The following is a 26072-nucleotide window of genomic DNA, read 5'->3' on the forward strand; positions in this document are numbered from 1 at the left end:
GAAAACCAGACAGCCGGACGCAGAGGACGCGAAGGGTACGCAGAGGACGCAAAAGAAGCCGAAAGGAAAAAGGAAACAGGAAGGGCCTTCCTTCCTTCTTTCTCTTTTCTGCGTCCTCTGCGTACCCTTTGCGCCCTCTGCGTCCGGCTGTTCGGTTTTCCGATCGCCCCGCCCTACGCGTCCCCCGCCGCCTTCTTCCACGCCAGCGCCGCCGCCGACGCGTCTTCCCGCTGCTCCGCCAGGGCCGCCAGGGCCCGCCAGGCATTGCGATGCAGTGCCCCGTCCTGCAGGCCCAGTGCCGCCTGCGTCAGGAGCTGCTGCGCCTTGCCCCACAGCTGCCGCTTCATGCACGCCATGCCCGCCAGGTATTGCAGCGTCGCGTCGCGCGGATGCGTCTTCTGCGCCGCCTCGATGCGCGCCAGCCAGCCGGCGTCGATCGAATCCAGGCCCTCCTCCAGCGCGCCCACCAGCTTCACGCGCAGGTTGTCGCCCAGTTCGCCCTGCGCTTCCCACACCGGCAGCAGCCAGTCGCGCGCCAGCCGAGCATCCCCGCGCAGCGCCATCAGCCGCTGCGCCGCATGGATGGCGACCTCGGGCATCAGCTGCTCACCGGGCTCCAGGCCGCTCCAGGCGCGCTGCAGCTGCGCGACGTCGTAGGCGCCATTGAGCAGGTCGATCGCCAGCCCGCGCAGGATGCTGCGCGCGGCCACTTCCGAGAAGGCATGGTGCTTGGCCAGCAGGCGCGCCGTCTCCAGCGCCTCCAGCGGCTGGCCGGCCTGGCGCGAAGCACGCAGGCGCGTGCGCAGCGCCAGCGTGCGGCGCGCGGCGCCCTGCGGCAGGCCCTGCAGCAGCTTCATGGCGCCCTCGGGCTCGCGGTCCTCCAGCGCCCAGCGCGCCGCCCGCAGGATGGCGCCGTCGCGCGTCTCCTGCGCGTCGCGGGCGGATGCCTGTTCCAGCGCGCGCTGCAGGTGCTCCTCGCGCGCGGCGCGGTCCTGCAGGGCCTGCGCGGATTCGGCGGCCAGCACGTGCGCGATCGCGCGCAGCTGCGCCGCGTTGGCCGGCCTGTGGCCGGAGGCGGTGAGCGAAGTCTCCTGCTCCAGCACGGCCTCCGCCGACTTGCGCGCGCGGATGTAGCGGCCCGCCAGCAGGTGGGAGATCGCATCGAGCAGCGACGCGTGCATCGCGCGCTCCTTCTGCTGCGTGCGCCAGCGCAGCGCCTGGCGCGGCAGGTCGAACAGGGCCGACAGCGCGCGGATCGCGGTGTACACGACGAAGAAGGCAGCGACCAGCAGCAGCAGGACGAGGTTGAGCGACAGGTCGATGCGGTACGGCGGCCAGAACAGCGTGACCGAACCCTGGTTGTTGCCGGCGAACAGCGCCACCGCCACCGCGATGCCGAACAGCACCAGGAGCCAGAGGGCGGCGCGCATCTACTTCCCCGCGGCGGCCGTGGAGAGCGCGGCCATCGTCTGGTCGATGCGCGGCAGCTCCGCCGAACGCACCTGGGCCTGCACCTGCTGCAGCTGCGTGGCGACGGCCTGCGTGCGGCGCGAAGCCGGATCGAAGTACTTGTGCAGGGCCGCCGTGGCCGCGGCCACGTCGTTGCGCGCCGCATCGTTCTGCCGCGCGAGCAGCGACAGGCGCACGTTGAGCAGCTTGAGCTTGAGGTTCTCGCGCAGGAAGAAGGCCTGCTCGGGCGCGAGCAGCATCGCCTCGGGCTGGTCGATGCGGCTCACCCGCACCAGCGCGCGTGCGTCCTCCACCACGGCGTCGCGCCAGCGTTCCCACCACATCCCCCCGGCGGTCGATGTACCCCGGCGCGGCGATTCAGTCAGGGCCCGCGCCGGCACCGCATTGGCGACCGGCAGCTCGTCGACCTGCCGCACGATGTCGTCGACCCGCGCCAGCAGGCCGGGCACGTCCGTCACCGTCGCCGAGCGGATGCGCTCGATGTCGCGCGCGATCGAGGCGCGCAGGCGCGCGAGCCGCGGCTGCGCGGCGCGCGCGAGGCGCTGGTCGGCCGTGCGCAAGGCGGCGAGCAGCGGCTCGGCGCTGCCGGTCAGCTGCGTCTGCTGCTGCGCGAGGCGCAAGGCCGATTCGACGTCGACGACCAGGTTCTCGTCGCGCGAACGCGAGAGGCTCTGCATCAGCTCCTCGAGCTGCGTGCGCTGCAGGGCCACCTCGGACAGGCGCGACTCCATCACCACCTGGCGGGCGGCGATGTCGCGCGCGATGTCCTGCGCCTGGCGCGCGAGCGCCCGCGCCTCGATCGCGTTGGCGCCGGTGTCGGCGCTCTGGCGCGCGAGCTGCTCCTGGATGGCGGACAGGCGCTGCCACAGCATCACGCTGGACAACAGGGCGGCCGCCGCGATCAGCGTCAGCGCGAACAGCGTCGCGCGGGCCAGGCCCGTGGAGCGCGACTCCGCGGGCGCGAGGTGCGTCACCGGGACCGGCGCCGGCAGCACCGGGGGCAGCTCGGGCGGGGGCGCGGGAGGCAGCGAACTCATCCGAGTGATTCTATCGACGCGAGCACGTCCTCGAAGGCGGGACGGGACTCGCTGACGCTGCCGAAACCGAGGGCGCGCACGGCCCGTGCGATGCGCGGGTGGGTCGCGATCGCGCGTGCGCCGGCCCAGGACTGGCCGGGCAGCAGCGCGGCCAGGTTGCCGGCCGCCTCCGAACTGCTGAACAGCCAGATGGAGCCGTCGCTGGCCGCGCGGCGCGCGCACGCGTGCTCCTCTTCGGTCCAGGCCGGCAGCTCGCGGATGTACGCGACGACGGTATCGACCGCGACACCGCGCGCGGCGAGCTGCTGCGCCAGCCAGTCGCGGCCCTGGCTGCGGCCTTCGCTGTCGCCGCCGCGCACCAGCAGCAGGCGGTCGCCGGCGTGCAACTGATCGCCCACCTGGCGCCAGAGGCTTTCGGAATCGAACTGTTCGGCGTCTTCGGCCGGCGTGTCGATGCGCTCGGCGGGGACGCCGGCGGCGCGCAGCGCATCGCGGGTGGCCAGCCCCGGGGCCCAGGCCCGCGGGCCCTCGAACTCCGGCGCCACGACCAGGAAACCCTGCACCGCGTTCGCGCTCACGAACATCACGGCGCGATAGCGCGCAAGATCCTCGGCGGCCGCGCGCAGCGGCTCCAGGTCCCTGGGGGGCGCGATCGCGATCAGGGGCAGCACCAGCGGTGCGTGGCCGCGCGCGCGCAGCCGCCCGGCCCAGCGCTCGGCCTCCTGCCGCGGCCGGGTCAGCACGACCGGCATGCAGGCCCTCAGTGGGCGCCGCCCGCGCGCAGCTTGGCGGCGACTTCCTCGCCCAGCTTCGCGGCTTCGGCGAGGTCGGCCACCACTTCCGCCGCGCGCGCGGTCACCAGCGCGCCGGCCTTCTCCGGGTCGCCCCAGGCGGCGCGCAGCTGCAGGTACTCGCCTTCCAGCGTCGCGTGGGCGGCCAGCGGCATCGAGCAGCTTCCGCCCATCGCGCGGCTCACCGCGCGTTCGGCGGCCACGCACAGCCAGGTGGTCTGGTGCGCGAGCTCCGACAGTGCGGCGGCCACGTCGGGGCGCTCCGAGCGCGTCTCGATGCCCAGCGCGCCCTGCCCCGCGGCCGGCAGCATGTCGTCGGTGTCGAAGACGGCGCGGATGCGCGCGCCCAGCCCCAGGCGCTTGAGGCCCGCGGCGGCCAGCACGATCGCGTCGTACTGCCCGTCATCGAGCTTGCGCAGGCGCGTATCGAGGTTGCCGCGCAGCGGCTCGATCTTCAGGTCGGGCCGCAGCGCGCGCAGCAGCACCACCCGGCGCAGGCTGGACGTGCCGACCACCGCGCCCTGCGGCAGCTCGGCGAGCTGGCCGAACTTGTTGGAGACGAAGGCGTCGCGCGGATCCTCGCGCTCCATCACGCAGGCGAGCGCGAAGCCCTCCGGCAGGTCCATGGGCACGTCCTTGAGCGAGTGCACGGCGAGGTCGGCGCGGCCTTCCTCGAGCGCGACTTCCAGCTCCTTGACGAACAGGCCCTTGCCGCCCACCTTGGACAGGGAGCGGTCGAGGATCTGGTCGCCCCTGGTCGTCATGCCCAGCAACGCGACCTGGTGCCCGCGCTGCTCCAGCAAGGCCTTCACGTGTTCGGCCTGCCAGAGGGCGAGCCGGCTTTCGCGCGTGGCGATGGTGAACTGGCTCACTTCGTAACCTGCTTGTAATCCATGGGGGAATGTCGATGCTAGCATCCCCTGCGTTCCCAAAAACGAGAGCAGCCATGCCCCCCACCGAGCAGCCGCCCGTCCGGCGCGCCAAGGAAAACGAACGCCCGCTGGTGGAGGACATCCGGCTGCTGGGCCGCATCCTCGGCGACGTCATCCGCGAGCAGGAAGGCGTCGAGACCTTCGAGCTGGTCGAGCGCATCCGCAAGCTCTCCGTCTCGTTCCGGCGCCACGACGACCAGGCGGCGGACCGCGAGCTGAAATCGCTGCTGAAGTCCCTCTCGGGGCAGGAAGCGGTGCGCGTCATCCGCGCCTTCACCTACTTCAGCCACCTCGCGAACCTGGCGGAGGACCGCCACCACATCCGGCGGCGGCAGGTGCACGAGCGCGCCGGCGACACGCAGGAGGGCAGCATCGAGGTGGCGCTGGCCCGGCTGCGCTGGGCCGGCATCCAGCCGCGCGCCGTGTCGCAGGCGCTGGCGCACAGCTACCTCTCCCCCGTGCTCACGGCGCACCCGACCGAAGTGCAGCGCAAGAGCATCCTCGACGCCGAGCGCGACCTCGCCCGGCTGCTCACGGAGCGCGACGAGATTCGTGCCCGCGCCCTGCCGCGCGACGCGCTGGCGCCGAAGGAGCTGGCGGCCAACGAGGGGCAGATGCGCGCGCGCGTGCTCCAGTTGTGGCAGACCCGCCTGCTGCGCTTCACCAAGCTCACGGTGGCCGACGAGGTGGAGACGTCGTTGAGCTACTACGAGGCGACCTTCCTGCGCGAGATCCCGAAGCTGTATGGCCAGCTCGAACAGGAACTGGGCCACCAGCACCCCGTCGCCAGCTTCCTGCGCATGGGGCAATGGATCGGCGGCGACCGTGACGGCAACCCCAACGTCACGGCCGAAACGCTGGACTACGCGCTGCGCCGCCAGTGCGAAGTGGCGCTGCGCTATTACCTGACGGAGCTGTTCTGGCTCGGGAGCGAATTCTCGATGTCGGCCCTGCTGGTGCAGGTCACGCCCGAGATGCAGGCGCTGGCGGACAGCTCGCCGGACCGCGGCGAGCACCGGATGGACGAGCCGTATCGGCGGGCGGTCAACTGGATGTACGCGCGCCTGGCCGCGACGCTGAAGGCCGCCACCGGGGGCGACGCGGCCCGGCACGTCCTGCCGCCGCAGAGCCCCTATGCGCGCGCCGAGGACTTCCTCGCCGACCTGCGCACGCTGCGCGACTCGCTGCTGGCGCACCATGCTTCGGCGCTGGTGCAGCAGCGCCTGAGGCCGCTGATCCGCGCGGTGGAGGTGTTCGGCTTCCACCTCGCCACCGTGGACCTGCGGCAGAACTCGGAACAGCACGAGGAGGTGGTCGCGGAGCTGCTCGCCACCGCCCGCATCGAGGCGAACTACCGCAAGCTGGACGAAGAGGGCAAGCGCGCGGTGCTGCTGCGGCTGCTGGCGGACGCGCGGCCCCTGCGCGTGCTCGGGCACGCCTACAGCGAGCATGCGCGCCGCGAGCTGGCGATCTTCGAGACCGCCCTGCGCCTGCGCGCCCTGTTCGGGCCGCAGGCGATCCGGCACTACATCATCAGCCACACGGAAGCCGTCAGCGACCTGCTGGAGGTGATGCTGCTGCAAAAGGAGGTGGGCCTGCTGCGCGGCACGCTGGACGACGGCGCGGTCTCGGACCTGATCGTCGTCCCGCTGTTCGAGACCATCGAGGACCTGCGCAATGCCGCGCCCATCATGCGCGCCTTCTACGGCCTGCCGGGCGTGGCGAAGATGGTGCAGCGCTCGGGCGCCGAGCAGGACATCATGCTGGGCTACAGCGACAGCAACAAGGACGGCGGCATCTTCACCAGCAACTGGGAGCTGTACCGCGCCGAGATCGCGCTGGTCGAACTGTTCGACGAACTCGCCAATTCCCACAACATCCAGCTGCGGCTGTTCCACGGCCGCGGCGGCACCGTGGGCCGCGGCGGCGGACCGAGCTACCAGGCCATCCTGGCGCAGCCGCCCGGCACCGTGCGGGGGCAGATCCGCCTGACCGAACAGGGCGAGGTGATCGCGTCCAAGTACGCGAACCCCGAGATCGGCCGCCGCAACCTCGAGACGCTGGTGGCGGCCACGCTCGAGGCCACGCTGCTGCAGCCGACCAAACCGGCTTCCCGGGCCTTCCTGCAGGCCGCCGAAGCCCTCTCGCAGGCCAGCATGAAGGCCTATCGCGGCCTGGTGTACGAGACCCCGGGCTTCGTCGACTACTTCTTCAGCGCCACGCCGATCCGCGAGATCGCGGAACTGAACATCGGCTCGCGCCCCGCGTCGCGCAAGGCCTCGCAGCGCATCGAGGACCTGCGCGCCATTCCCTGGAGCTTCAGCTGGGGCCAGGCGCGCCTGACGCTCAATGGCTGGTTCGGCTTCGGCACGGCGGTGGCGAACTTCATCGCCGCCGGCGAGCGCAAGGAGCAGGTCGCGCTGCTGCAGCGCATGTACCGCCAGTGGCCCTTCTTCAAGGCGCTGCTGTCCAACATGGACATGGTGCTGGCCAAGAGCGACCTCGCGCTCGGTTCGCGCTATGCGGAGCTGGTGCCGGATGCGCGGCTGCGGCGGCGCATCTTCGGCGCGATCGAGTCGGAGTGGCAGCGCACGGTCGATGCGATCGCCCTCATCACCGGGGACAGGCAGCGGCTCGCCAGCAACCCCGCGCTGGCGCGCTCGATCCGGCACCGCTTCCCCTACATCGATCCCCTGCACCACCTGCAGGTGGAACTGGTGCGGCGCTGGCGCCAGGGCAGCGCCGACGAGCGCGAACGGCGAGGGATCCACATCGCGATCAACGGGATCGCGGCGGGCTTGCGCAATACCGGCTGAAGCTTCTTTCTTTCTCCCTCCCCCTCCGGGGAGGGCTGGGGTGGGGGCGCTGCGCAGCGCCGCGGCCTCCGAGCGCCCCCACCCTGCCCTCCCCCGGAGCGGGAGGGAAAAGACCCATCACGTCCCCAGCAGCTCCCCGATCGGCTTCAGGTGGTCGATGCGGTCGCACACCGCCTTCACGCCCATGAGGATGGGAAGCCCGAGCAGCAGTCCCCAGATCCCCCACATCCACCCCCAGGCCAGCACGCCGACGAACACCGCCACCGGGTTCATGCTGCTGGTCCTGCTGGTGGCCCACGGCACGATCAGGTAGCCCTTGATGGTGTCGATCGCTACCGAGCTGCCGGCCACCATCAGCGCCATGCGGACCTCGCCGAACTGCAGGAAGGCCACCAGCGCCGCCGCGGCGGTGACCGCGAGGTTGCCCACGTAGGGCACCAGGTTCAGCACGCCCGCCGCGATGCCCCACACCGTGGCGTGCTTGAGGCCCAGCGCCGCGAACGCGATCCCGGTGACCAGGCCCACCCCCACGCTCGTCGCCAGCTGCACGATGAGGTAGCGCTGGACCTGCGCGTTGATTTCGTCGAGCGCCTGCACGGTGAGCCGCTTTTCCGCCAGGCCCGGGCCCACGATCTTCACCAGCTTGCGGCGGAAGGTGTCGCCCGAAATCAGCAGGAAGTAGGTGAGGAACATGACCACGACGGTCTGCCCGAGCAGGGTGGCGATGCCGAGCGTGCCGCTCCACAGGTATTCGCGCAGGTCGAACTTCGGCTTCTCCACGACCACGCGCGCAACGCCGCGGGTGGGAGGGGCGGCATTGCGGCCGCCGGCCTCGTCCGCCGCCTTCTGCAGTTCCGCCGCGGCCTTCTGCACCGTCTCCAGCGCCGTATCCGTCTTCTTCGGATTGCGGTTCAGGGCATCGCGCAGCTTGCGCGCGGCGTCCGGCAGCGAGGTGATCAGGTCGTTGGCATCGTCGGACAGGGAATACACCGCCGCCCCGGTGCTCCCCAGGATGCCGAGGATCAGCACCGCCGCGCTCAGCGCGCGCGGAACGTGCACGCGCCGGTGCAGCCAGTCCACCACCGGCGACAGCGCGTAGGTGAACACGAGGCCCAGCATGAGGGGAATGAAGAAGCCGCTGGCCAGCCGCAGCACGGCCAGCACCGCGAGCACCATGAGCACGCCCAGCGCGGCGCTGCGCGCATTGGCCACGGGCAGGTGCAGCAGCACGTGCGGCGGTGCCTTGGGGTCCACCGGGGTGCGGGGGATGTCTTCGATCTCGGCGGGATCGGTGGGGCGCAGGGGCCCGGATGGTTCGGAACTCAAAGCAGGATGGTCTCCACGAGCCCCGTTCTCCCCTAGCTGGCCAACGCCTCCCGCACGGCGCTCAGCTGCCGCCGCGACACCGACAGGGATTCGTCCACCCCGTTCAGCCGCACGGCCCAGCCTTCGCCTTCTTCCGCGTCGTAATGTTTTTCGAGCGCCCGGACGGCGCGCCGCGACACCAGCGCATTGCGGTGCACCCGCAGGAATTGCGTGCCGTGGCGCTCCTCGAGGTCGCTGAGCGATCCATCCAGAATATAGCTGCGCGAGGCGGTCCGCACGGTGATGTATTTGAGTTCCGCCTTGAAATAAAGCACTTCGGCCACCGGCACCCGCTCGGTGCGGCCGCGGTCCTGGATCACCAGCACTTCCTGTTCCGGCTCCGGGGCGCCGCGGCCCTGGCGCGCCTTTTCCACCCGCGCCAGCGCGGTTTCGAGCCGTTCCAGCCGCACGGGCTTGGTCAGGTAGTCCGCCGCTTCCAGCTCGAAGGCGCTGACCGCATGCTCCGCGTAGGCGGTGACGAAGACGACGGCGGGGGCATCGGGCAGCGTGCGCAGCACCTGCGCGAGGGCGAGCCCGTCGGCGCCGGGCATGTGGATGTCGAGCAACACGCCGTCGAATGCCTGGCGCCGCAGGTGCTCCATCGCCTGCGCTGCGTTGGCCGCTTCCGCGGTGGCTTCGGCTGCCGGGTTCTTGCACTCCGCCAGCAGCGTGCGCAGGCGCGACCGCGCCAGCGGCTCGTCATCGACCAGCAGCATCTTCAAGGCCATTGCCCACCTCCGTCACTCTCGCCGGCGCGCGCTGCGCCCCGGCTCGTTGCTCGCCCTCTGCGCGGCCCGGCGGGCGTTCATGCCGGGACCTCCATCCGCACCTGGTACAGCCCGTCGATGAGGGCCGTCTGGAATTGCGCCTGCACGTCGTGCAGCAGCCGCAGGCGGTCGCGCACGTTCTCCTGCGCCACGCCATGCCCGCGCCGCCCCTGTCCGGCGGGCACGGTATTGGTTACCTTGATCACCACCACGCTGCCCCGCCGCTGGGTGGTCACCTTCACGTCCGCTCCGCTCGGACTCGGCTCCACGCCGTGCTTGACCGCATTCTCCACCAACGGCTGCAAAAACAATGCAGGCACGCGCGCGCTGCCGGCGCGCGGGTCGATGGACCACTCCACCCGCAGGCGATCGCCGAAGCGCACCTGCTCGATCGCGAGGTAGTGGCGCGCCACCTGCACCTCCTCGGTGAGCGTCGCGGACTCCTCCTTGCTGACGAGGGCGTGGCGGAACAGCTCGCTCAGGTCTTCCAGCAGCGTTTCCGCCTTCGCCGGGTCCTCGCGGACCAGGGCAATCGCGCTGTTGAGGCTGTTGAAGAGGAAGTGCGGGCGGATGCGGGCCTGCAGTTCGGCCAGGCGCGCGGTGGTCTCCGCGGGCATGCGGCCCTTGGCGCGCAGCACCAGCGCCGCGACCATCACGCTCGACAGCAGCGCGCCCGCGAAGGCGGAGCCGACCCACGACACCTGCCCCGGCCCGGTCACCAGCGCCAGGATCCCGCAGCCATAGAGTCCGCACACCGTCCCGAGGGCGACACCGAAGCCCTGCTGCGCCATGGCCGGCAGCCGCGCGAGCAGCCATTTGCAGCTGCAGGTGACCACCAGCCAGCCGAGCGCCCCGGGCAGGGCCGCGGCGCTGAGCACCGCGGTGCGCTGGACCCATTGCACCAGCGATTCGGCGCCGAACATGGCGCCGACGGCCATCACGGCCTCGACGAAGACCACGGCCCGCAGCACCACGCCCACGTGGCACGCGTCGAAGATCGCCCGGTGCCGCGGTGGCGCCACCTTCGGCTGCTGTTCCCGGGCCAGTTCCTGGAACGCGGATAATAGTTGCGAGTCGTCCATCACCTGTGGGGCCGCGCGCGTGCGCGGCACGAAGGCCTCCTTCGGCCGCCATTATTGGTGAAGCACACCCCCTTTGCCCATCCGCCAGCGCCTACGTGCATCTCCTATGAGCCAACTCGATCACAAGTCCGAGGCATGGTCCGCCCTCTTCAGCGAGCCCATGAGCGACCTCGTCAAACGCTACACCGCCAGCGTGTTCTTCGACAAGAGGCTGTGGCAGGCGGACATCACGGGCTCCCTCGCGCACGCCGCGATGCTGGCGAAACAGGGTGTCATTTCCGCAACGGACCTTGCCGACATCCGCCGCGGCATGGAGCAGATCCGCGCCGAAATCGCCTCCGGAGCCTTCGAGTGGAAGCTCGATCTGGAGGACGTGCACCTGAACATCGAGGCGCGCCTGACGCAGCTGGTGGGCGACGCGGGCAAGCGCCTGCACACCGGCCGCAGCCGCAACGACCAGGTCGCCACCGACGTGCGCCTGTGGCTGCGCGGCGAGATCGACCTGATCGCGGACCTGCTGGTGGACCTGCAGCAGGCGCTGGTCGCCATCGCGGAGAAGAACGTCGAGGTGGTGCTGCCCGGGTTCACGCACCTGCAGGTGGCGCAGCCCGTGAGCTTCGGCCACCACATGCTCGCCTACGTGGAGATGTTCGCGCGCGACCATGAACGCATGCTGGACGTGCGCCGGCGCGTCAACCGCCTGCCGCTCGGCGCCGCCGCCCTGGCCGGCACCACCTACCCGCTCGATCGCGAAGCCGTGGCGCGCGAGCTGGACATGGAAGGCGTGTGCCAGAACTCGCTGGACGCGGTGAGCGACCGCGACTTCGCCATCGAATTCGCCGCCGCCGCTTCGCTGGTGATGGTGCACGTGAGCCGATTCTCCGAGGAACTGATCCTCTGGATGTCGCAGAACTTCGGCTTCATCCGGATCGCCGACCGCTTCACCACCGGCTCGTCGATCATGCCGCAGAAGAAGAACCCGGACGTGCCGGAGCTCGCCCGCGGCAAGACCGGCCGCGTGGTCGGCCACCTCATGGGCCTGATCACGCTGATGAAAGGCCAGCCGCTGGCCTACAACAAGGACAACCAGGAAGACAAGGAGCCGCTGTTCGACACCGTCGACACGCTCAAGGACACGCTGCGTATCTTCGCCGAGATGATCGAGGGCATCACGGTGCAGCCGCAGGCCATGGAGCAGGCGGCGCTCAAGGGCTACGCCACCGCCACCGACCTGGCGGACTACCTCGTGAAGAAGGGGCTGCCCTTCCGCGACGCCCACGAAACCGTGGCGCACGCGGTGAAGGCGGCGGTGTCGCACCAGTGCGACCTGTCGGAGCTGCCGCTGACCGTGCTGCAGCAGTTCCATCCCTCCATCGACAAGGACGTGTACGACGCGCTGTCGCTGCGCGGCTCGCTGAATGCGCGCAACACGCTGGGCGGCACCGCGCCGGCGCAGGTGCGCGCGCAGATCGAGCGGCACCGCCAGCGCCTGGCCTGAGCGCCGCGCTCAGTTCGCCAGCATCCAGTTGAAGGTGACCTCGCCGGTGGCGCCGGGCGCCACCGGGCCGGTGAAGGTCCACTGGATCGCGCCCGTCGTGGCGCCGGCCGCGGGGCTGGTGCTCACGCTGCACGCCAGGCCCGCGGGCATCGTCCCGCACGCGGCGCTCTGGAACACCCCGTAGGCCGGCAGGAAGTCGTTGACCTGCACGCTGGTGATCGGGCTGGCGGTGTCGTTGCGAAAGGTCAGGCGGTATTGCAGGCTCTGCCCCGGCACGGCCTGGCCGGCGGTGTCCCAGCCGGAGCCGGTGGTCAGGTTGCGCACCGCCTTCGTGAGCGTCAGGCCGCTGCCGGTGGTGGTGCCCACGGTCGTCAGGTCGAGATTCACCGCCGGGGCGGCGGTGTAGCCCACGCCCTGCGTCACCACGAAGGTGGCCGAGAGCTGGTGCTGGTTCACCATGTTGATGCTGGCCGACTGCGGCACGAGGTCGCGCACGATCACGCAGACGGAGCCGCCGGCCAGCACCTGCACCGAAGACTGCAGCAAGGCATCGGAGCCGTCGATCACCCCGTTGCAGTCGTTGTCGCGGTACAGAAGGCCCTGCCATTGCGGCAGCGACGAGGGCGGCTGGGACGACAGCGCGAAGCTCACCGTGCCGTTCGCGTCCGCGTTGAAGCGGTGCGCATAGGTCGCCACGCCGCCCGGGGGCATGGTCTTCGCCTGGCCCTGCACGAGGGTGGAGATGGGCAGCATCGAGGCCACCACGCCCGAATAGTCGTTGCCGCTGCCGGGGGTGAAGACGAGCGTGCCGGCCGCGAGCGACACGGTGCCGTTGGTGTTGCCGGCCCCGAAGCGCGCCAGCTCGTAGCCGGTCACGGCCGGCACGACCAGCGTGACCTGCGTGCCCGCCAGGCTGGAAGGCAGCGCCAGCTCGAACTGGCCGTCGCCGCCGGTGACGGCGGTCGCCACCGTGGTGCCGGCCGCATTGCGCAGGGTGACCGTCAGGCCGGCCAGCGCCGGTTCGCTGCCGCCCTGCGAGCCGTCGAGCGCGTTGACGTTCCCCGCCCCCGAGTCGGCGAAGATCTTGCCCGTCAGGCGGTTGTTGACCGCCGTGTACTGGCCGAAGTTGGCCGTCACCGACACCCCCGAGGACAGCGTGATCGTGCGGCTGCCGCCCCCCGACGGTTCGGTCTGCACCGCGCCGGACGGCACGCTGGGCGAGGTGTCGCCCGTGTTGTTGTTGGTGGACTGCAGCACGGTATAGGTGCCCGCGCGCAACCCGGTGAACGCATAGGCGCCGTTGCCGTCGGGCGTGGCCACCAGCACCGTGCCGTTCTGCACCAGCTTCACGTACATGCCCGCGGCGGCGGGTTCGCCGCCGTCCAGGGCACCGTTCTGGTTGCTGTCGCGGTACACCTTGCCGCTGATGGCCATGAAGGGACTGAACGTGATCGCCTGCACATCCACGTTGGAGAAGTTCGTGCCGTTCACCGGCGTGACCGGCTGGCCCGGCACGCGCACCAGGCCCGCGGATTGTCCCGAGACGGGCGAGGAACTGTCGGCGGCGCGCAGCACCACCGACCACGCCCCCACCGGGTCGGACGGGCTGAAGGTGTACGTCGCCTGGGCGGCGACCGAGCCGTTGTTGGTCCAGAGCGCGTCGCCGGAGGTCGCGTCGCCGTGCGTGCCGTCGTTGTAGAGGAGGATGCCGGCCTTCACCAGGTTGCCATCGGGCCGGTACAGGTCGGCGACCACGGCGCCGGTCTTGCCCACGCCGTCGAGCCGCGCGCGGATCGTGAGCACGTCGCCCGGATACTGCACGGGGGTGGCCGCGGAGGGCAGTTCCAGCGCGGCGCCGAAGCCCTGCGGCGTGCCGACGGTGCCGTTGATCACCGACCATTCGACGTCGTCGATGTGCCACCACGAGCGGTACTGCGTGATGTGGCTGGTGGTGAACGACAGGGTGATGCTCCTGCCTGCGTAGGGCGTGAGGTCGACGGTCGCCTCCCACCACGGCTCGGAGCCCGCCGCGACCGTCATGCCGGCGCGGTGGGTGCCCCGCGTGTCGGTGTCGAAGCCGTTGTACTGCCCGTAGCCCGAGTTGCTCCGGCCGGCCTGCGTCGTCCCCTTGTTCGGCGAGAACGGCAGGGTCGTGTAGTTGTTCGCCAGCGGACCGATGAAGTTGTTCGTGGTGATGCCGGTGCCGGTGATCGCGGCTTCCAGGTAGTCGAAGCTGCCCGTGTTGCCGTTGTCGTTGGAATCCCAGCCCTGCACGCGGAAGCGGACCTTCAGCACGCCGGGGTTGGTCGCCGGCACGACGATGGTCCGCTGCAGCTGCATGATGTCTTGGCCGTTCTGCGACTCGTTGGCCGAACGCGCGCCGATCAGGAAGGAGTAGAGGCCGGAGCGCGGCGCGCCGTCGACCGTGCGCGGCGAGGCGCCATTGCCCACCGTCGTGCCGTCGGCGGTCACGGAGGGCGCTTCCGTCGGCCGCACCTGCGTGTCGATCGCGCCCGCGTTGCGGGTGACCGTCCAGCCCGTGGGCGCCACGAGGTTGTTCTGTATCGCCCCCGGGTTCTCGAAGTTGCCGTCGATCGCGGCGGCCGTGTTGGCGGCCTTGGTGCCGTTCTGGGTGATGTCGAAGTACAGCCAGTACGTCGTGGCGGTGGAGTTGGTCAGGAAGCGGATCTCGCCCCTGCCGTTGCCGGCGGCATCCGTCGCGCCGTTGTACATCGCGTCGGTGAATTCCTGCGTGGGCACCAGCGTGCCGTCGGCGGCCACCACCCGCGGCGAGTTCACGTCGAAGGTCCCGCTGATCCCCAGGCTGGCGAGCAGCGCGTTGAAATCGACGTTGAACACCGCCGTCGCATTCGCCGCCGGCGTGCCGGGCAGCGTCAGCGGCACGCGGTAGTGCCAGCTGGAGGACGCCGCGGCCGAAGCGCCCCACCACGCGGGCGTGGCCTGCAGCGCGGCGCGGGCGGGCTGCAGGGCGATGCCGCACAGGGCCGCGGCGAAGGCGAGCAGCAGCAGGAACGAACGCAGGACGGTGGTGATCCGCATCTCAGTTCACCATCCCGTCCAGCGCCGTCTCGTCGAAGAGGTAGCGCACCCGGAAATAGAGGCCGCGGGAGAAGTCGTCGCGCGCCAGCACCGGGTCGCGCGCTTCCATGAAGTTGTAGCCCACCACCAGCCACAGATTGTCCGCGAAACGGTAGCCGGCCTCGACGCCGAAGCCCAGGCTGCGCGTGCCCGCGCCGGCCAGCACCAGCGTCTGGGCGGCGACGTTCCACTGGCGGTCCACCTGCCAGGACGCGCGCAGGCCCGCCACCGCGGCGTGCGAGCGCGTCGCCATGCCCATCGTGTTCTCGCGCGAGCTGCGGGCGGCCAGGCGGGTCGAGAAGCGCAGCTTGTCGCCGGCGTCCTGGCCGTACTGCACCGACACCACGCCCGACTCGCGCGTGCCGCCTTCGGCGACGGGTTCGCGCACCGACTCCGCCACGAACAGCGCGTCGCGGCCCACCGAGCGCCAGGCGGAGCCGAGCTGCATGCGCGAGGTGATCTGCAGCCGCGGCGCGGTGGTGCGCTCGGAGCGGAAGAAGGCCTGGCGCGCCAGCAGCGTCCAGGCGTCGCTCAGCTTGTAGGCCAGGCCGGAGCCGACCAGCAGGGTGTCTTCGGTGTCGCCGCGGCTGACTTCGACGCGCGCGTGGGCGCGCCAGCGCTCGGCCAGGTTCAACTGCACGCTGGTGGTCACCGCCAGCGAATCGCCGCCGGTGGGCAGCGTGGCGCCGGCCGGCGCGTTGCGCAGCGCCTGCACCCGCTCCAGTCCGGCGGCCAGGCGCACGCCCTGCAACGGCTCCCAGCTGTCCTTGACGCCGAAGGCGGCGGCGGGCAGCGACAGGCCCTGGCCCGCGGTGTCGCGCAGTTCGCCGTAGAAGCGCCCGCCGGTGCGGTACGCCGTCTCGAAGCCGAGCGCCGTCTTCTGGTGGCTGGTCGCGGCGCTGGAGAGCACCGGCAGCGTGTTCACCAGTTCATGGCGCGCATACAGCTTGGTGCCCGAGCCGAGCTGGTACGACACGCCGCCGGCGAGCAGGTGCTGCGAAGAGTCCTCCAGGGCCTGTTCGGCCTCGACGAAGGCGGTGAGCTCCGGCAGCGACTGCGGCTGCAGCGAAGCCTTGGCGCGCACCGTGGTCACGTCGGTCTGCTGCGCGGCCGCGGCCGTCGCGACGGCGCCGGTGTCCTTCAGGCTGCGCAGGCCGGCTTCCACCGTCAGGCCCGGCAGGGGCGTCGCTTCGACGCCGGCATAGGCGACCTCCTGGTGGGCCTGCGTGCGGCGGTCGCGGCCTTCGGCCAGCTTGCCGACGATCTTCAGGTTGTCCGCGATCCTGAGGCTGGCGCTGGCGGTCGCATCGAGGCGGCCGGGGCTCACGCCGGAGGAGGTGTTGTCGAAGCCGCTGCCGGTGCTGGTGACGACCGCATTGAGTTCCACCGGGCCCACCGCCCCCTTGGCCTCCACGCGCGCCGCGGTGCCGCTGGCGGGCGTGGCGCCGCCACGCTCGGAGCGCGCGAGTTCGGTCGTGACCTGCAGGTTGGGGCCCACCTGCGACTGCACGATGGCGCCCTGCAGGGTGTAGGGCGCCGCGGGATTGCCCTCGCGCACCATGCGCACGGCGGCGGTGGTGCGCTCCGCCACGCGCGCCGTCACCTGCGCGCCGGCGGTGGTGAAGGCGGCCTGGTTCGTGTCCACCTCGAAGCTCACGCGCAGGAACACCGGGTTGCCCTCGGCGTCGAAGGCGAACAGCGGCGAGCGCAACAGGATGCGGCCGCTCAGCTCCTCGATCTCGTAGTCCTGCAGGCGCGTGAGCGTGGTGCGGCGCAGTTCCACCTGCAGGTTGAGGCGGTCGCGCACGACGATCTCCACCCGCTCGCTGTTCGGCACGAGGTCGGTGACGCCGATCGTGTACGGGCCGGATGTGCCGTTGGCGGCGATCTCGGCCACCTGCTGCCTGGTGCGGTCGCGCGTGACGAAGGCATCGACGGCGACCGGGCCCGCTTCGACGTGCGTCGCGGCGCCGGTCACCGGGCGGTTGTAGGCGGACAACGTCGGCTTCACGCCGGAAGCGGCGGCGAACTCGGTATTGAAGTCCCCCACCAGCAACCACGAGTGGCCCTTCTCGACGCGCACGTACAGGCGCGAGGTGGACTGCGCATCGAAGGCGCGCGTCGAATCGTCGCCGTAGATCGGGTAGAACTCGTCGGGCGAGATGTCGCGGAACAGGCGGTCGCGGGTCTGCTTGTCCGAGTCGTAGGCCAGCGTCAGCAGGTAGTCGCCCTTGACCTTGCCCTTGAGGTACACGGCGGCGCGCGCACCCACCTGGCCCTGGCCGAAGTCGCGCGACACGCCCTGCAGTTCGCGGCTGAACGCGTCGAGCGAGGTGGTGGGCGCCACCCGCATCGCCTGCCCGGAGCGCAGGCGCACGATGCCTTCGGCGACGCCGGCGGCGATGAAGGGACGCGCGCGCGGCACGAAGTCGAGCGTCTGCCGGTGCACCACGCCGCCGCTGGCGGCCGTGACGTTCACGCGCATGGCCTGCGCGGGCTGCGTGATCGCAACCTCGGCCTGCCCGCCTTCGACGAACACGCGCACCGCGCCGTCGGCTTCGAGGGTGCCCGGGACCAGCCACTGGCCGAGGTCGGTGGACAGCGTGACCGGCAGGCGCGCCGTCACCGGGATGCCGGCCGCGTCGAGCAGGCGGATGCGCACCAGGGCCTGGCCCGCTTCGCCGGAATAGAAGCCTTCGGCCACGGGCGACAGGCTGATCTGCGCCAGTTCGCCCGGCGCGGTCACGTGCACCACGGCCGTGCCGCGCGCGTTGCCGAACTGGTCCTTCTGCGCGAGCCGGATCTCGTTGGCGCCCGGCTTGAGCTGCACGGCGACGAACTCCAGGCCCATCATGGCCTTCTCGGCATAGAGCGAGCGCTGGCCGATGCGGGTGGGAGGCACGGCCTCGCCGTTGACGGTGAGCTCGAGCCGGCTCTCCGCGGGTGCCTTGACCTGGATGGCGGTGACGCTGGTGGGCAGCACCTGGCCATCGGCCAGGTTGAGGAACGCCGCCTTGTTGTCCGCGCTGGCGAGCAGGGCTGCTTCCAGGGCGGAGGGTTGGCCCGTTTCCGCAGCCGCAGCCGCAGCGGGGGCGGCGCCGGGCGCCGCCGGCGCCGGCGCCGGGGCCGAGGCGGCAGCCGCGGGAGGCGCGCTGCGCGGCTGCGCCGCGGCAGCCGGTGCGACCACGCCGGAACTGGTCACCGGCCCCACCACGCCCGCCAGCACCGGCGCGGGGACCGTCGCCGTGAAGTTGCGGTCGATGCTGCGGAACACCTCCTCGTCGGGCGCGGTGCGGGCGCGCGCCTGCGCCGCGACCTGCGCCGCGGGCGAGCATTCCAGCGCGATGTCGCGCTTGAACAGCTCGCCGTCCTTGAGGTCCACGAAATCGAGCGGGCGCGCGCCGGGCGCCAGGCGCACGCCATCGGGGAGGCTCGCGGGATCGAGCTTGAGGGCATGCGTGCCCGGGCGCAGGCCGTAGCGGCTGAAGCGGCCCCGGCCGTCGGTCAGCACGGAGGTGCCGTCCTCCAGCAGCAGGCGCACGCCGGGCATGCCCACGGCGGACTCGCGGCCGCAGGCGAGGTACACGGTGCCGGTCAGCACGCCCTTGTTGTCGGTCTCGAAGCCGCGCCGCACCTGCACCTTCACTTCGGCGGTGTTCGACTGGCCGCCGCGGCCGGCGGCGAAGGCGGCATTGCGCACGTCGTCGCCGGCCGACGTCGTGACCGCGGTGCGGTAGGTGACGGTGTGCGTCTGCCCCGGGTCGAGGTCCGGCAGGGCCACCCGCGTCAGGCGGGCGCCGGAGGGGCTCTCGGCGACGTTCGCGCCGTTGACGCGCACCGTGCCGGGCATGAGGCTCAGGCCGGGCGACATCACGTCGCGCAGCTGGATCGCGCTCACGCGCTTGTCGCCCACGTTGCGCACGGTGACGGTGAAATCCAGCTGCTCGCCCACCAGCACCACGCCGCGCGAAGGCTTCTTCGCGACGAACAGCGTCAGCGGCTGCGAGCCGGTGGGATCCATCGGCAGGTCCAGCACCACCGGCTCCGGCGCGGGACCGACCGGGAACGGGGCGCCCAGGCTCGGGTTCGCGGCGCCGCCGGCCGCGAGCACGCGCCCCGCCGGCATGGCGGACAGGGGCTTCGCGGAGGGGAAGGTGTAGTCCGGCGTGGACTGCACCTTCAGGCAGTAGCTGCCGGCGGCCACCAGCGGGAATTCGAAGCGGCCGCCGTTGGCCGTGCGGAACGGGTTGGGCGAGGCAACGAGCTGGCCGGCGTCGTCCTCGGCGAGCACGTTCGCGAGGCTGCCGGTGCAGGCGCCGCCCTGCGCGACCAGCAGCGACACGGTCATGCCGTCGAGCGGCTCGTTGCTGCTGGAATCGAAGACGGTGCCGCGCGGGTCGATCAGCTGGAAGTTGGCGGTGATGGGAGCGAAGCAGCCGTCCACGGTCACCGTCACCGTCGCTCCGGCCGGCGATTCGAGGTGGTCGCTGGCGGGCTGCGGCGCACCGTGGCGCGTGGGCAGCCGCTGCAGCTGGAACACGCCGGTGGCGGGGCCTGTTTCGGTGGCGACGATGCGCTCGGTGTCGCCGTCGCTGGTGGTGACGCGGGCCGTTCGCACGTCCACCGCATTCGGGTCCATGTTGCAGGCCTGCGCCTCCAGCCGCAGCCAGGCGCTGTTGCCCACGTAGACGGCGCGCGCGGGCAGCGTCGCGGCCTGGTCGGCATAGACCTTGAGCGCCACGGGGGCGGCGACCACTTGCGTCCGTGCCGGCGTGCCGGCCTGCAGCCAGGACGCCGTCCCGCCGTCGGCACCGACGCCCGCGCCCATCTCCAGGACGACGCCGCTGCCGTACACGGCCGCCACGTTGCGCGCAACGAGCTGCAGGCTGTACTCCGCCGAGCCGCTGGCGGGCACCTGCGCGAGCAGCATGCCGACGGCGTCGACCTTGCCGGCCGCCGGCGCGCCGCTGCGGAATTCGCCGGCGGGGCGGCCGGCGTAGTGATAGAAGGACATGCCGCCGGCAGCGGCGAAATCGGCGTCCGCCGGCACGCGAATGAGCACGAAGCCCGCGGTGGAGGCGACGCCGTCCAGCGTGTAGGCCGCCACGGCGGGGGCGGCAGCGCCGCCGCGGTTGTCCACGCGCGCGGTGAAGGTGACGGTCTGGCCCGGTGGGGCGGTGGGCGTGCTGGTGCGCAGGCTGACGCTGTACTGCGGCAGAGCGACTTCCAGCAGGGTCTCGTTGGACTTGACGGGCACGGCCAGCGTGGAATACGTGACCGATGCGATGTTGCGGATGGTGCGGGAGGGGACCTGTGCCGTCGCGGGGACAGCGGTGGCCGCGATCGCGGCCGCGGCCAGCAGCGGCAGGCCACGGCGCAGGCAGGCCAGGCGGCGCAGGAATCTTCCTGCGGCCGCGTGGAACTTGCCGGCTGCACCTTGCACTTTCGCGGTCCCTTCTCAAGAAAAAGGGCGGCGCCCTGCGGTAAGGACGCCGCCCGTCACTGCGGCTCGCGCCGCCCGGGCTACGGGTTGATCTGCACGCAGAAGGTGGCGGTGAACGAGGCGTTCGCGCCGAGCGTGGCCGCGGTCGCCGTCACGGTGCCGGTGCTTCCGGTGGTCGTCGCCGTGCCGCCGATGGTCGCGCCCCCGCTGGCAGCCGGCGAGCCACAGCCGGTGTTCAGCGTGGTGTTCGCGGGCACCGTGTCGGAGAGGACCACGTTGCTGATCGTCTGCGCCGTGGTGTTGGTCGCGGTGATCTTGTAGCCGATGCACTGGCCCGGAGCGGTCGCTGCGCCGGCGGCGATCGGGTTGCTCGAGTAAGGGCCTGCCGGGGCCCCGCCACCGCACGCGGTGGCGACCTGTTCCTTCAGCAGCAGCAGGCCATCGGTGATGCCCGTCGTGTCGGTGGCCGAGGTCGTGCCGCCCGTGTAGGTGGCGGTCAGCGTCGTCACGTCGGCCGGGCTGGCGGAGGTGGCCGAGCCGGGGGCGAACACGCGCACGAAGATCGTCTTGCTCGCACCGACGGCCAGCGGGATGCTGGAAGTCGTGCTCACGAGCGGATCCGTGCCGGGTTCGAACACGCCGTTGTTGTTGCTGTCGATGTACGCGGAGGACGTCCAGCCGGCGGCCACCTGCGCATCCGTGAGGAAGCCGGCGGTGAAGGTCACGGTCTGGGCCGTGTTGCCGAGGTTGGCGACCGAGTGCGTGTACGTCACCGGCGCGCCGGCATACGTCTGCTGGATGCCGTTCGGGCTCAGGGACACCGAGTTCACGGTGGCCAGGTCGATGGCGACGGCCGCGTAGTCGTTCGACTGCGTCGGATTGGATGCGGAGCGGGCGAGCAGCTCGAAGGTGCGGCTGCCGGGGGCGGCGAACCCGCTCTGGATGCTCGGCACGGTCACGACCGCACAGACCAGCAGGCTGCCCTGGCCGGCGATGCTGCCGGTGCTCGAGATGGAACTCCCCAGCGTCGCGCAGCTGCCCGCGGTGTTGGCGTAGAAGGTGACGCCCCAGCCGGCCGGCATCGCGCTTTGCAGCGACAGGTTGTAGGCGTCGGCAGCGGTGCCGCGGTTGTTCACGTACATGCGGAACAGCCAGGTGCTGGAGGCGCTTTGCAGCGGGGTCACCGAGTCGGTCTTGACCGCGGTGCCGGAGCCGGTGCCCGTGCCCAGCGCGCCGCCCTGGCCGAACGCCGCGTCGATGGTCACGTCCACCGCGCTCGGGGTGATGGCCGTCAGGCTCACGAGCACCGTGTCGGTCGCGGCGGAGCTGAAGACGCTCGTCGCGGTGAAGGTGGCGCTGAACGGGCCCGCACCCGGAGTCCCGCTGGCGGGCAGCGTGGCCTTCACGACCAGGGCCATGGGCACCGTGGTGGACGGCGCGAGCGGGCCGGTGTCGACGATGCCGTCGCCGTTGGTGTCGATCAGCGGGGTCGTGCCGTCGCCGCGGAAGATCTGGAAGGTCGTTCCGGCGGGGAAGGTGCCGATGTTGGCGTAGCTGATGTTCAGCGTGTCCGTGCCGTTGCCGGTGTTGAAGGCGTAGATCGGGAAGCTCACCACCGAGCCCTGGGCCGCCAGGGCCACGGTGGCCGTGCTGGTGTCACCGGGCACCGTGCTGGATGCGCTCAGGGCGACCGACGCGGTCTGCAGCACCGTGTAGAGCGCGTTGTTCGTGCTCATCGTGGTGGTCTGGGTGCTCGTCTTGTACGTCGCCACGTTGGTCGTCACCGACTGGTTGCCGCCGTTGGTGGGCGCCAGGCCGGATGCGATGTTGACCTTGAACTTCACGTCTCCGGAGCCGCCCGCGGGAACGCTGGCGATCGTCGCGATGATCGTCGTCACTCCCCCGGTCGTGACCGCCGAGTAGGAGATGCCCGCCGGGTCGCCCCCCGCGGTGTCCGTCAGCGAGGACCCGGACCACAAGGCGGAGCCCGCGACGTAGGTCATGCCGGAGGGCAGCACGTCCGTGATCTCGAGGGCGGACGCCGCGGCGGTGCCGGAGTTGGTGTAGCGCAGCGTCACGGTGACCGCCGAGGTGCTCGGCGACGGGCCGGACGTGATGTCCAGGCTCTTGGTCACGCTCACGGCGGAAGCCGCCACGGTGATCTGGTCCGTGTTCGACAAGGACGTGACGGTGTCGCTGACGTTCACGGTGACGTTGCCGATCGCGCCGAGCGCGGCACCACCGGGCACCACCGCTGCCACGACGAAGCGGAACTGGCCGCCTGCGGGCACCGGCGTCGAGGTCGTGATGGGCGTTGCGTTGTCGGGGACACCGTCGCCGTTGGCGTCGGCGTAATACACCATGCCCGTCGGCGTGAAGCCCGGGGTACCGGGGGCGCCGGTGGCAGCGTTCAGGTTGTAGCTGTCGGTGCCGTTACCGGTGTTGTTGATGGTGTGCGGGAAGTACACCGTCTGGCCGGGCGTCGCCGTCTGGTTGCCGTTCGCGGTCAGGGTGAAGCTCTTGACCTGCGAGACGGTCGTCTGCACCAGGTTCGAGGTGGTCGTGCGGGACGTGCCGGAGCCGTCCGTGTACGTGGCGCTGGCCTGGTTGCCGATCACCGTGCCGGCGGCCGGCGCGGCGTGCGCGGACGTGGCCGGCAGCAGCATGGAAAAGGCGAGGGCCAGGGCCGCGGTCGCGGCTCCCAACGCCTTGCGCCAGGGGTTTTTCAAGTTCATAGCGAGTCTCTTTCTTCGAAGACGTGGTCACCCACTGGTCAAGGGCTGGTGCTGACCTTGGCGGTCACTTGCACGGAAACATTGGCGCCGGCAGCGAGCTGCGGCACGTTCCACCGCAGGAACCGGTATTCGGCAACGGGCACCTCCTGCACCACCTCCTGCCCCTGCGCGTTCTTCACCTTGCGCGTGAGCGGAATGGCGGCGTAGGTCTTGCCGTCGAGGCTGGCCAGCGAGGGCGCGAGCTTCTCGTCGACCTGGCGGCCCTGGTAGTCCATGCCGGCCGGCACGGGCACCGTCACGACCAGCGAGCGGGCCGCGTCCTTGCCCGTGTTGCGGTAGGTCGCGGTGTACGCGACCAGGTCGCCCGGCTTCACGGCGTCGGCAGCCGTCCTGGAAAGCTGCCCCGAGGGGGCGCGAACCAGCTTTTCCGCGACGAGTTCGCTCTGGACGTTCGGCTGGGCCCAGGCAGCGCAGCCAAGCGCTGCGAAGGCACCCGCGACTAGCGCCGCGCGAAGGGTGGATCGATGGCTTCTCACAGGAGTGCTCCGGATTGCGAAGGAAGGAAAGTCAACAAAACAGGATTCGAATGACACATCCGTCCGGGGCACGGTCACCCTTGCACGTAACGATATGTGTCGTATGAAACCTAATATCGGGCTTGAATTTACAATCAGCCCTTCCTTAGACGGATTCTCACGTCAGTTTGGTTAAGTGAACGCCCTAAGCTGTTGTTTTCCACAGAGCTCGGCCCTATCAGCGGTTGGCTGAATCTGATAGACGGCATGAGGGGTGGCGTCGACGCAACACGGAGCGCCCCGGGGCCGACCCGCTACGATGGCGGCCGCTTCAGGAGACGTGACTTGCCCGTGATCACCAACATCGAGGACCTGCGGGTCCTCGCGCAGCGGCGCGTGCCGCGCATGTTCTACGACTACGCCGACTCCGGCTCGTGGACCGAGAGCACCTACCGCGCCAACGAAGCGGATTTCGACCGCATCCTGCTGCGCCAGCGCGTGGCGGTGAACATGGAAGGGCGCAGCACCCGCACGACGATGGTGGGCCAGGACGTGGCCATGCCGGTCGCGATCGCGCCCACCGGCCTCACCGGCATGCAGCACGCCGACGGCGAGATCCTCGCCGCGCGCGCGGCGCAGAAGGCCGGCATTCCGTTCACGCTGTCCACCATGAGCATCTGCTCGATCGAGGACATCGCCGAGAGCACGGGCCGCCACCCCTTCTGGTTCCAGCTGTACGTGATGCGCGACCGCGCCTTCATCGAGAACCTGATCGACCGTGCCAAGGCCGCCGGCTGCTCCGCGCTGGTGGTCACGCTGGACCTGCAGATCCTCGGGCAGCGCCACAAGGACCTGAAGAACGGCCTGTCGGCGCCGCCCAAGCTGACGTTGCCCAACATCCTGAACATGATGACCAAGCCGCGCTGGTGCCTGGGCATGCTCGGCACGAAGCGGCGCCACTTCGGCAACATCGTCGGCCACGTCAAGGGGGTGGAGGACATGGGGTCGCTGTCCGAATGGACGGCCAAGCAGTTCGACCCGCGCCTGTCATGGAACGACGTGGAGTGGATCAAGAACCGCTGGGGCGGCAAGCTGATCCTCAAGGGCGTGCAGGACGAGGAGGATGCGAGGCTGGCCGCCGACTCCGGCGCCGACGCGGTGATCGTGTCGAACCACGGCGGGCGCCAGCTCGATGGTGCGCCCTCGTCGATCGCCGCCCTGCCCCACATCGTGGACGCCGTGGGCAAGCGCATCGAGGTGCACATGGACGGCGGCATCCGCTCCGGCCAGCACGTGCTCAAGGCGGTGGCCCTGGGCGCGCGCGGCACCTACATCGGCCGCGCGATGCTCTACGGCCTCGGCGCGATGGGGCAGGAGGGGGTGGAGAAGGCGCTGGCCATCATCCGCAACGAGCTGGACCTCTCGATGGCGTTCTGCGGCCGCACGGACATCCGCGACGTGGACCGCAGCATCCTGCTGCCGCCGAATTACTGACCGACCAGCATCCGGCTGTTGCCGGAGATCACGGAGCTGTTGGCGGCCTGCTGCCAGTGCATCAGCAGCGGCTGGACTTCGGCCCAGCTCGCCTCGGGGTCGCGCGAATCCGCCACCGCGGTGAGGTAAGGCAGGCCGTAGCGGCGCGCCAGGGCGGCCGGCAGCGCGTGCATGTCCGCGCGGCTGGCCACGCCGATCAGCGCCGGCGGATGGTTCAGGAACTCGTAGGCGCGCAGAACGCGCTGCATGAGCTGCTCGTTGCGCTCCGCATCCACCGACAGCAGCAGGACGACATGCGAGTAGTCGGGGATGAACGCCCGCGTGAGCGGCAGGTGCAGCCCGTGGCGCGCCATCGCGATCACGCGCCAGACGCGCCCTTCCTGCTCGAAGTCCACGTAATCGGTGCCGACATCCAGCTCGATCGCGCCGGCGAAGCGGCGGTGCACGACCTCCACCTCGTTTTCCTCGGCGAGCCAGCGCACCATGTCGAACGAGCCCATGCCCGAGGCGCCGCAGACCAGCACGCGCTGGAACGCGTCGGGGTCCTGCTGGCGCATCGCGCCGGGATGCCGCATCGGCGTCGACAGGCGGCGCCAGACGGCGGGGGGCGAGAACTGCAGGCCGTCGTCGACCTGCTGCTTGAGTTGCTGCACCCGCAGCTCCATGTCCGCCGTCGTTTCCTGGCACTGCACGATCGCCATCGACCAGGGGCCGGTCAGCAGCCGCGGGCCGCGGCTGCGGTGCACGATGCGCAGGTCGAAGTGGCGCACGTCGCCGGCGACGCGTTCCATGATCTTCTGCACCGCCGCCGCCGGGCCTTCCTTCCACTGGACGAACCAGCCGGACTGGTGCAGCAGGGCGGTGGCGATTCCGGCCGGCTCGTTGTGCTTGAGCGCGCTGGCGCGGATCTTCTCCATCTCCTGGTACACGGAGTGGCGGATGGAGGCCTGGCTGGCGTACATGATGCGCGCCACCGGCCCCTCGGCACTCGCGGCGCCGTGTTCTTGGTCCCAACGATCCATCCGCGG

15 protein-coding genes are annotated in these 26072 nt (G+C 70.9%); 3 read left to right on the forward strand and 12 right to left on the reverse strand.

Features of this window, described 5'->3' with window-relative positions; all coding sequences use genetic code 11:
- Positions 1-173 precede the first annotated feature (173 nt).
- The 4 genes from WG923_RS11775 to hemC are packed head-to-tail and all read right to left on the reverse strand — an operon-like array spanning position 174 to position 4215.
- Positions 174-1430, reverse strand: coding sequence for a heme biosynthesis protein HemY (locus tag WG923_RS11775; RefSeq protein WP_340351152.1), 1257 nt, complete (start codon positions 1428-1430; stop codon positions 174-176).
- The gene (locus WG923_RS11780) at positions 1431-2507 is read right to left on the reverse strand and encodes a uroporphyrinogen-III C-methyltransferase (protein WP_340351153.1); all 1077 of its coding nucleotides are present in this window, start codon (positions 2505-2507) and stop codon (positions 1431-1433) included.
- A complete protein-coding gene (locus tag WG923_RS11785; RefSeq protein WP_340351154.1) occupies positions 2504-3259 on the reverse strand; it encodes a uroporphyrinogen-III synthase in 756 nt (251 codons plus the stop codon). The genes WG923_RS11780 and WG923_RS11785 overlap by 4 nt, the downstream gene beginning before the upstream one ends.
- Before the next feature lie 8 nt (positions 3260-3267).
- Positions 3268-4215, reverse strand: a complete 948-nt coding sequence (gene hemC, locus WG923_RS11790) for a hydroxymethylbilane synthase (RefSeq protein ID WP_340351155.1) — start codon at positions 4213-4215, stop codon at positions 3268-3270.
- A 29-nt stretch (positions 4216-4244) separates the two neighbouring features.
- On the opposite strand from hemC, the gene ppc reads away from it, so the two are divergent.
- Positions 4245-7046 carry a phosphoenolpyruvate carboxylase gene (gene ppc, locus WG923_RS11795; RefSeq protein WP_340351156.1) on the forward strand — a complete coding sequence of 934 codons (2802 nt, stop codon included), beginning with the start codon at positions 4245-4247 and terminating at the stop codon, positions 7044-7046.
- Positions 7047-7163: 117 nt separating this feature from the next.
- Here ppc and WG923_RS11800 read toward each other — a convergent pair whose 3' ends face one another.
- The 3 genes from WG923_RS11800 to WG923_RS11810 all read right to left on the reverse strand — a co-directional run bounded on the left by WG923_RS11800 (position 7164) and on the right by WG923_RS11810 (position 10260).
- On the reverse strand, positions 7164-8372 hold the full coding sequence (locus tag WG923_RS11800) for an AI-2E family transporter (protein ID WP_340351157.1): 1209 nt from the start codon (positions 8370-8372) through the stop codon (positions 7164-7166).
- Between the two features lie 32 nt (positions 8373-8404).
- A complete protein-coding gene (locus WG923_RS11805) occupies positions 8405-9139 on the reverse strand; it encodes a LytR/AlgR family response regulator transcription factor (protein WP_340351158.1) in 735 nt (244 codons plus the stop codon).
- Positions 9140-9216: 77 nt separating this feature from the next.
- Positions 9217-10260, reverse strand: a complete 1044-nt coding sequence (locus WG923_RS11810; protein ID WP_445322923.1) for a sensor histidine kinase — start codon at positions 10258-10260, stop codon at positions 9217-9219.
- A gap of 106 nt (positions 10261-10366) precedes the next feature.
- On the opposite strand from WG923_RS11810, the gene argH reads away from it, so the two are divergent.
- Complete coding sequence (gene argH / locus WG923_RS11815; protein WP_340351160.1) at positions 10367-11758, forward strand: argininosuccinate lyase; 1392 nt, start codon at positions 10367-10369, stop codon at positions 11756-11758.
- A 9-nt stretch (positions 11759-11767) separates the two neighbouring features.
- Here argH and WG923_RS11820 read toward each other — a convergent pair whose 3' ends face one another.
- The 4 genes from WG923_RS11820 to WG923_RS11835 all read right to left on the reverse strand — a co-directional run bounded on the left by WG923_RS11820 (position 11768) and on the right by WG923_RS11835 (position 23409).
- Entirely contained in the window at positions 11768-14818 is a 3051-nt protein-coding gene (locus WG923_RS11820; RefSeq protein WP_340351161.1) for an SdrD B-like domain-containing protein, read from the reverse strand.
- Between the two features lies 1 nt (position 14819).
- Positions 14820-20300, reverse strand: a complete 5481-nt coding sequence (locus tag WG923_RS11825; protein ID WP_340351162.1) for a hypothetical protein — start codon at positions 20298-20300, stop codon at positions 14820-14822.
- An 80-nt stretch (positions 20301-20380) separates the two neighbouring features.
- Positions 20381-23035: a beta strand repeat-containing protein gene (locus WG923_RS11830; protein WP_340351163.1), complete on the reverse strand. Its 2655-nt coding sequence runs from the start codon at positions 23033-23035 to the stop codon at positions 20381-20383.
- Positions 23036-23073: 38 nt separating this feature from the next.
- The gene (locus tag WG923_RS11835) at positions 23074-23409 is read right to left on the reverse strand and encodes a hypothetical protein (RefSeq protein ID WP_340351164.1); all 336 of its coding nucleotides are present in this window, start codon (positions 23407-23409) and stop codon (positions 23074-23076) included.
- Positions 23410-23895: 486 nt separating this feature from the next.
- Between WG923_RS11835 and WG923_RS11840 the strand changes: the two genes are divergently transcribed.
- A complete protein-coding gene (locus WG923_RS11840; RefSeq protein ID WP_340351165.1) occupies positions 23896-25044 on the forward strand; it encodes an alpha-hydroxy acid oxidase in 1149 nt (382 codons plus the stop codon).
- On the opposite strand, the gene WG923_RS11845 is transcribed toward WG923_RS11840, so the two are convergent.
- Positions 25038-26066, reverse strand: a complete 1029-nt coding sequence (locus tag WG923_RS11845; protein WP_340351166.1) for a BLUF domain-containing protein — start codon at positions 26064-26066, stop codon at positions 25038-25040. The genes WG923_RS11840 and WG923_RS11845 overlap by 7 nt on opposite strands.
- Between the last annotated feature and the right edge of the window lie 6 nt (positions 26067-26072).

Origin of the sequence: Ramlibacter sp. AN1133 (assembly GCF_037890035.1) — a bacterium.
In the GTDB taxonomy this organism is placed as follows: Bacteria; Pseudomonadota; Gammaproteobacteria; order Burkholderiales; family Burkholderiaceae_C; genus Ramlibacter.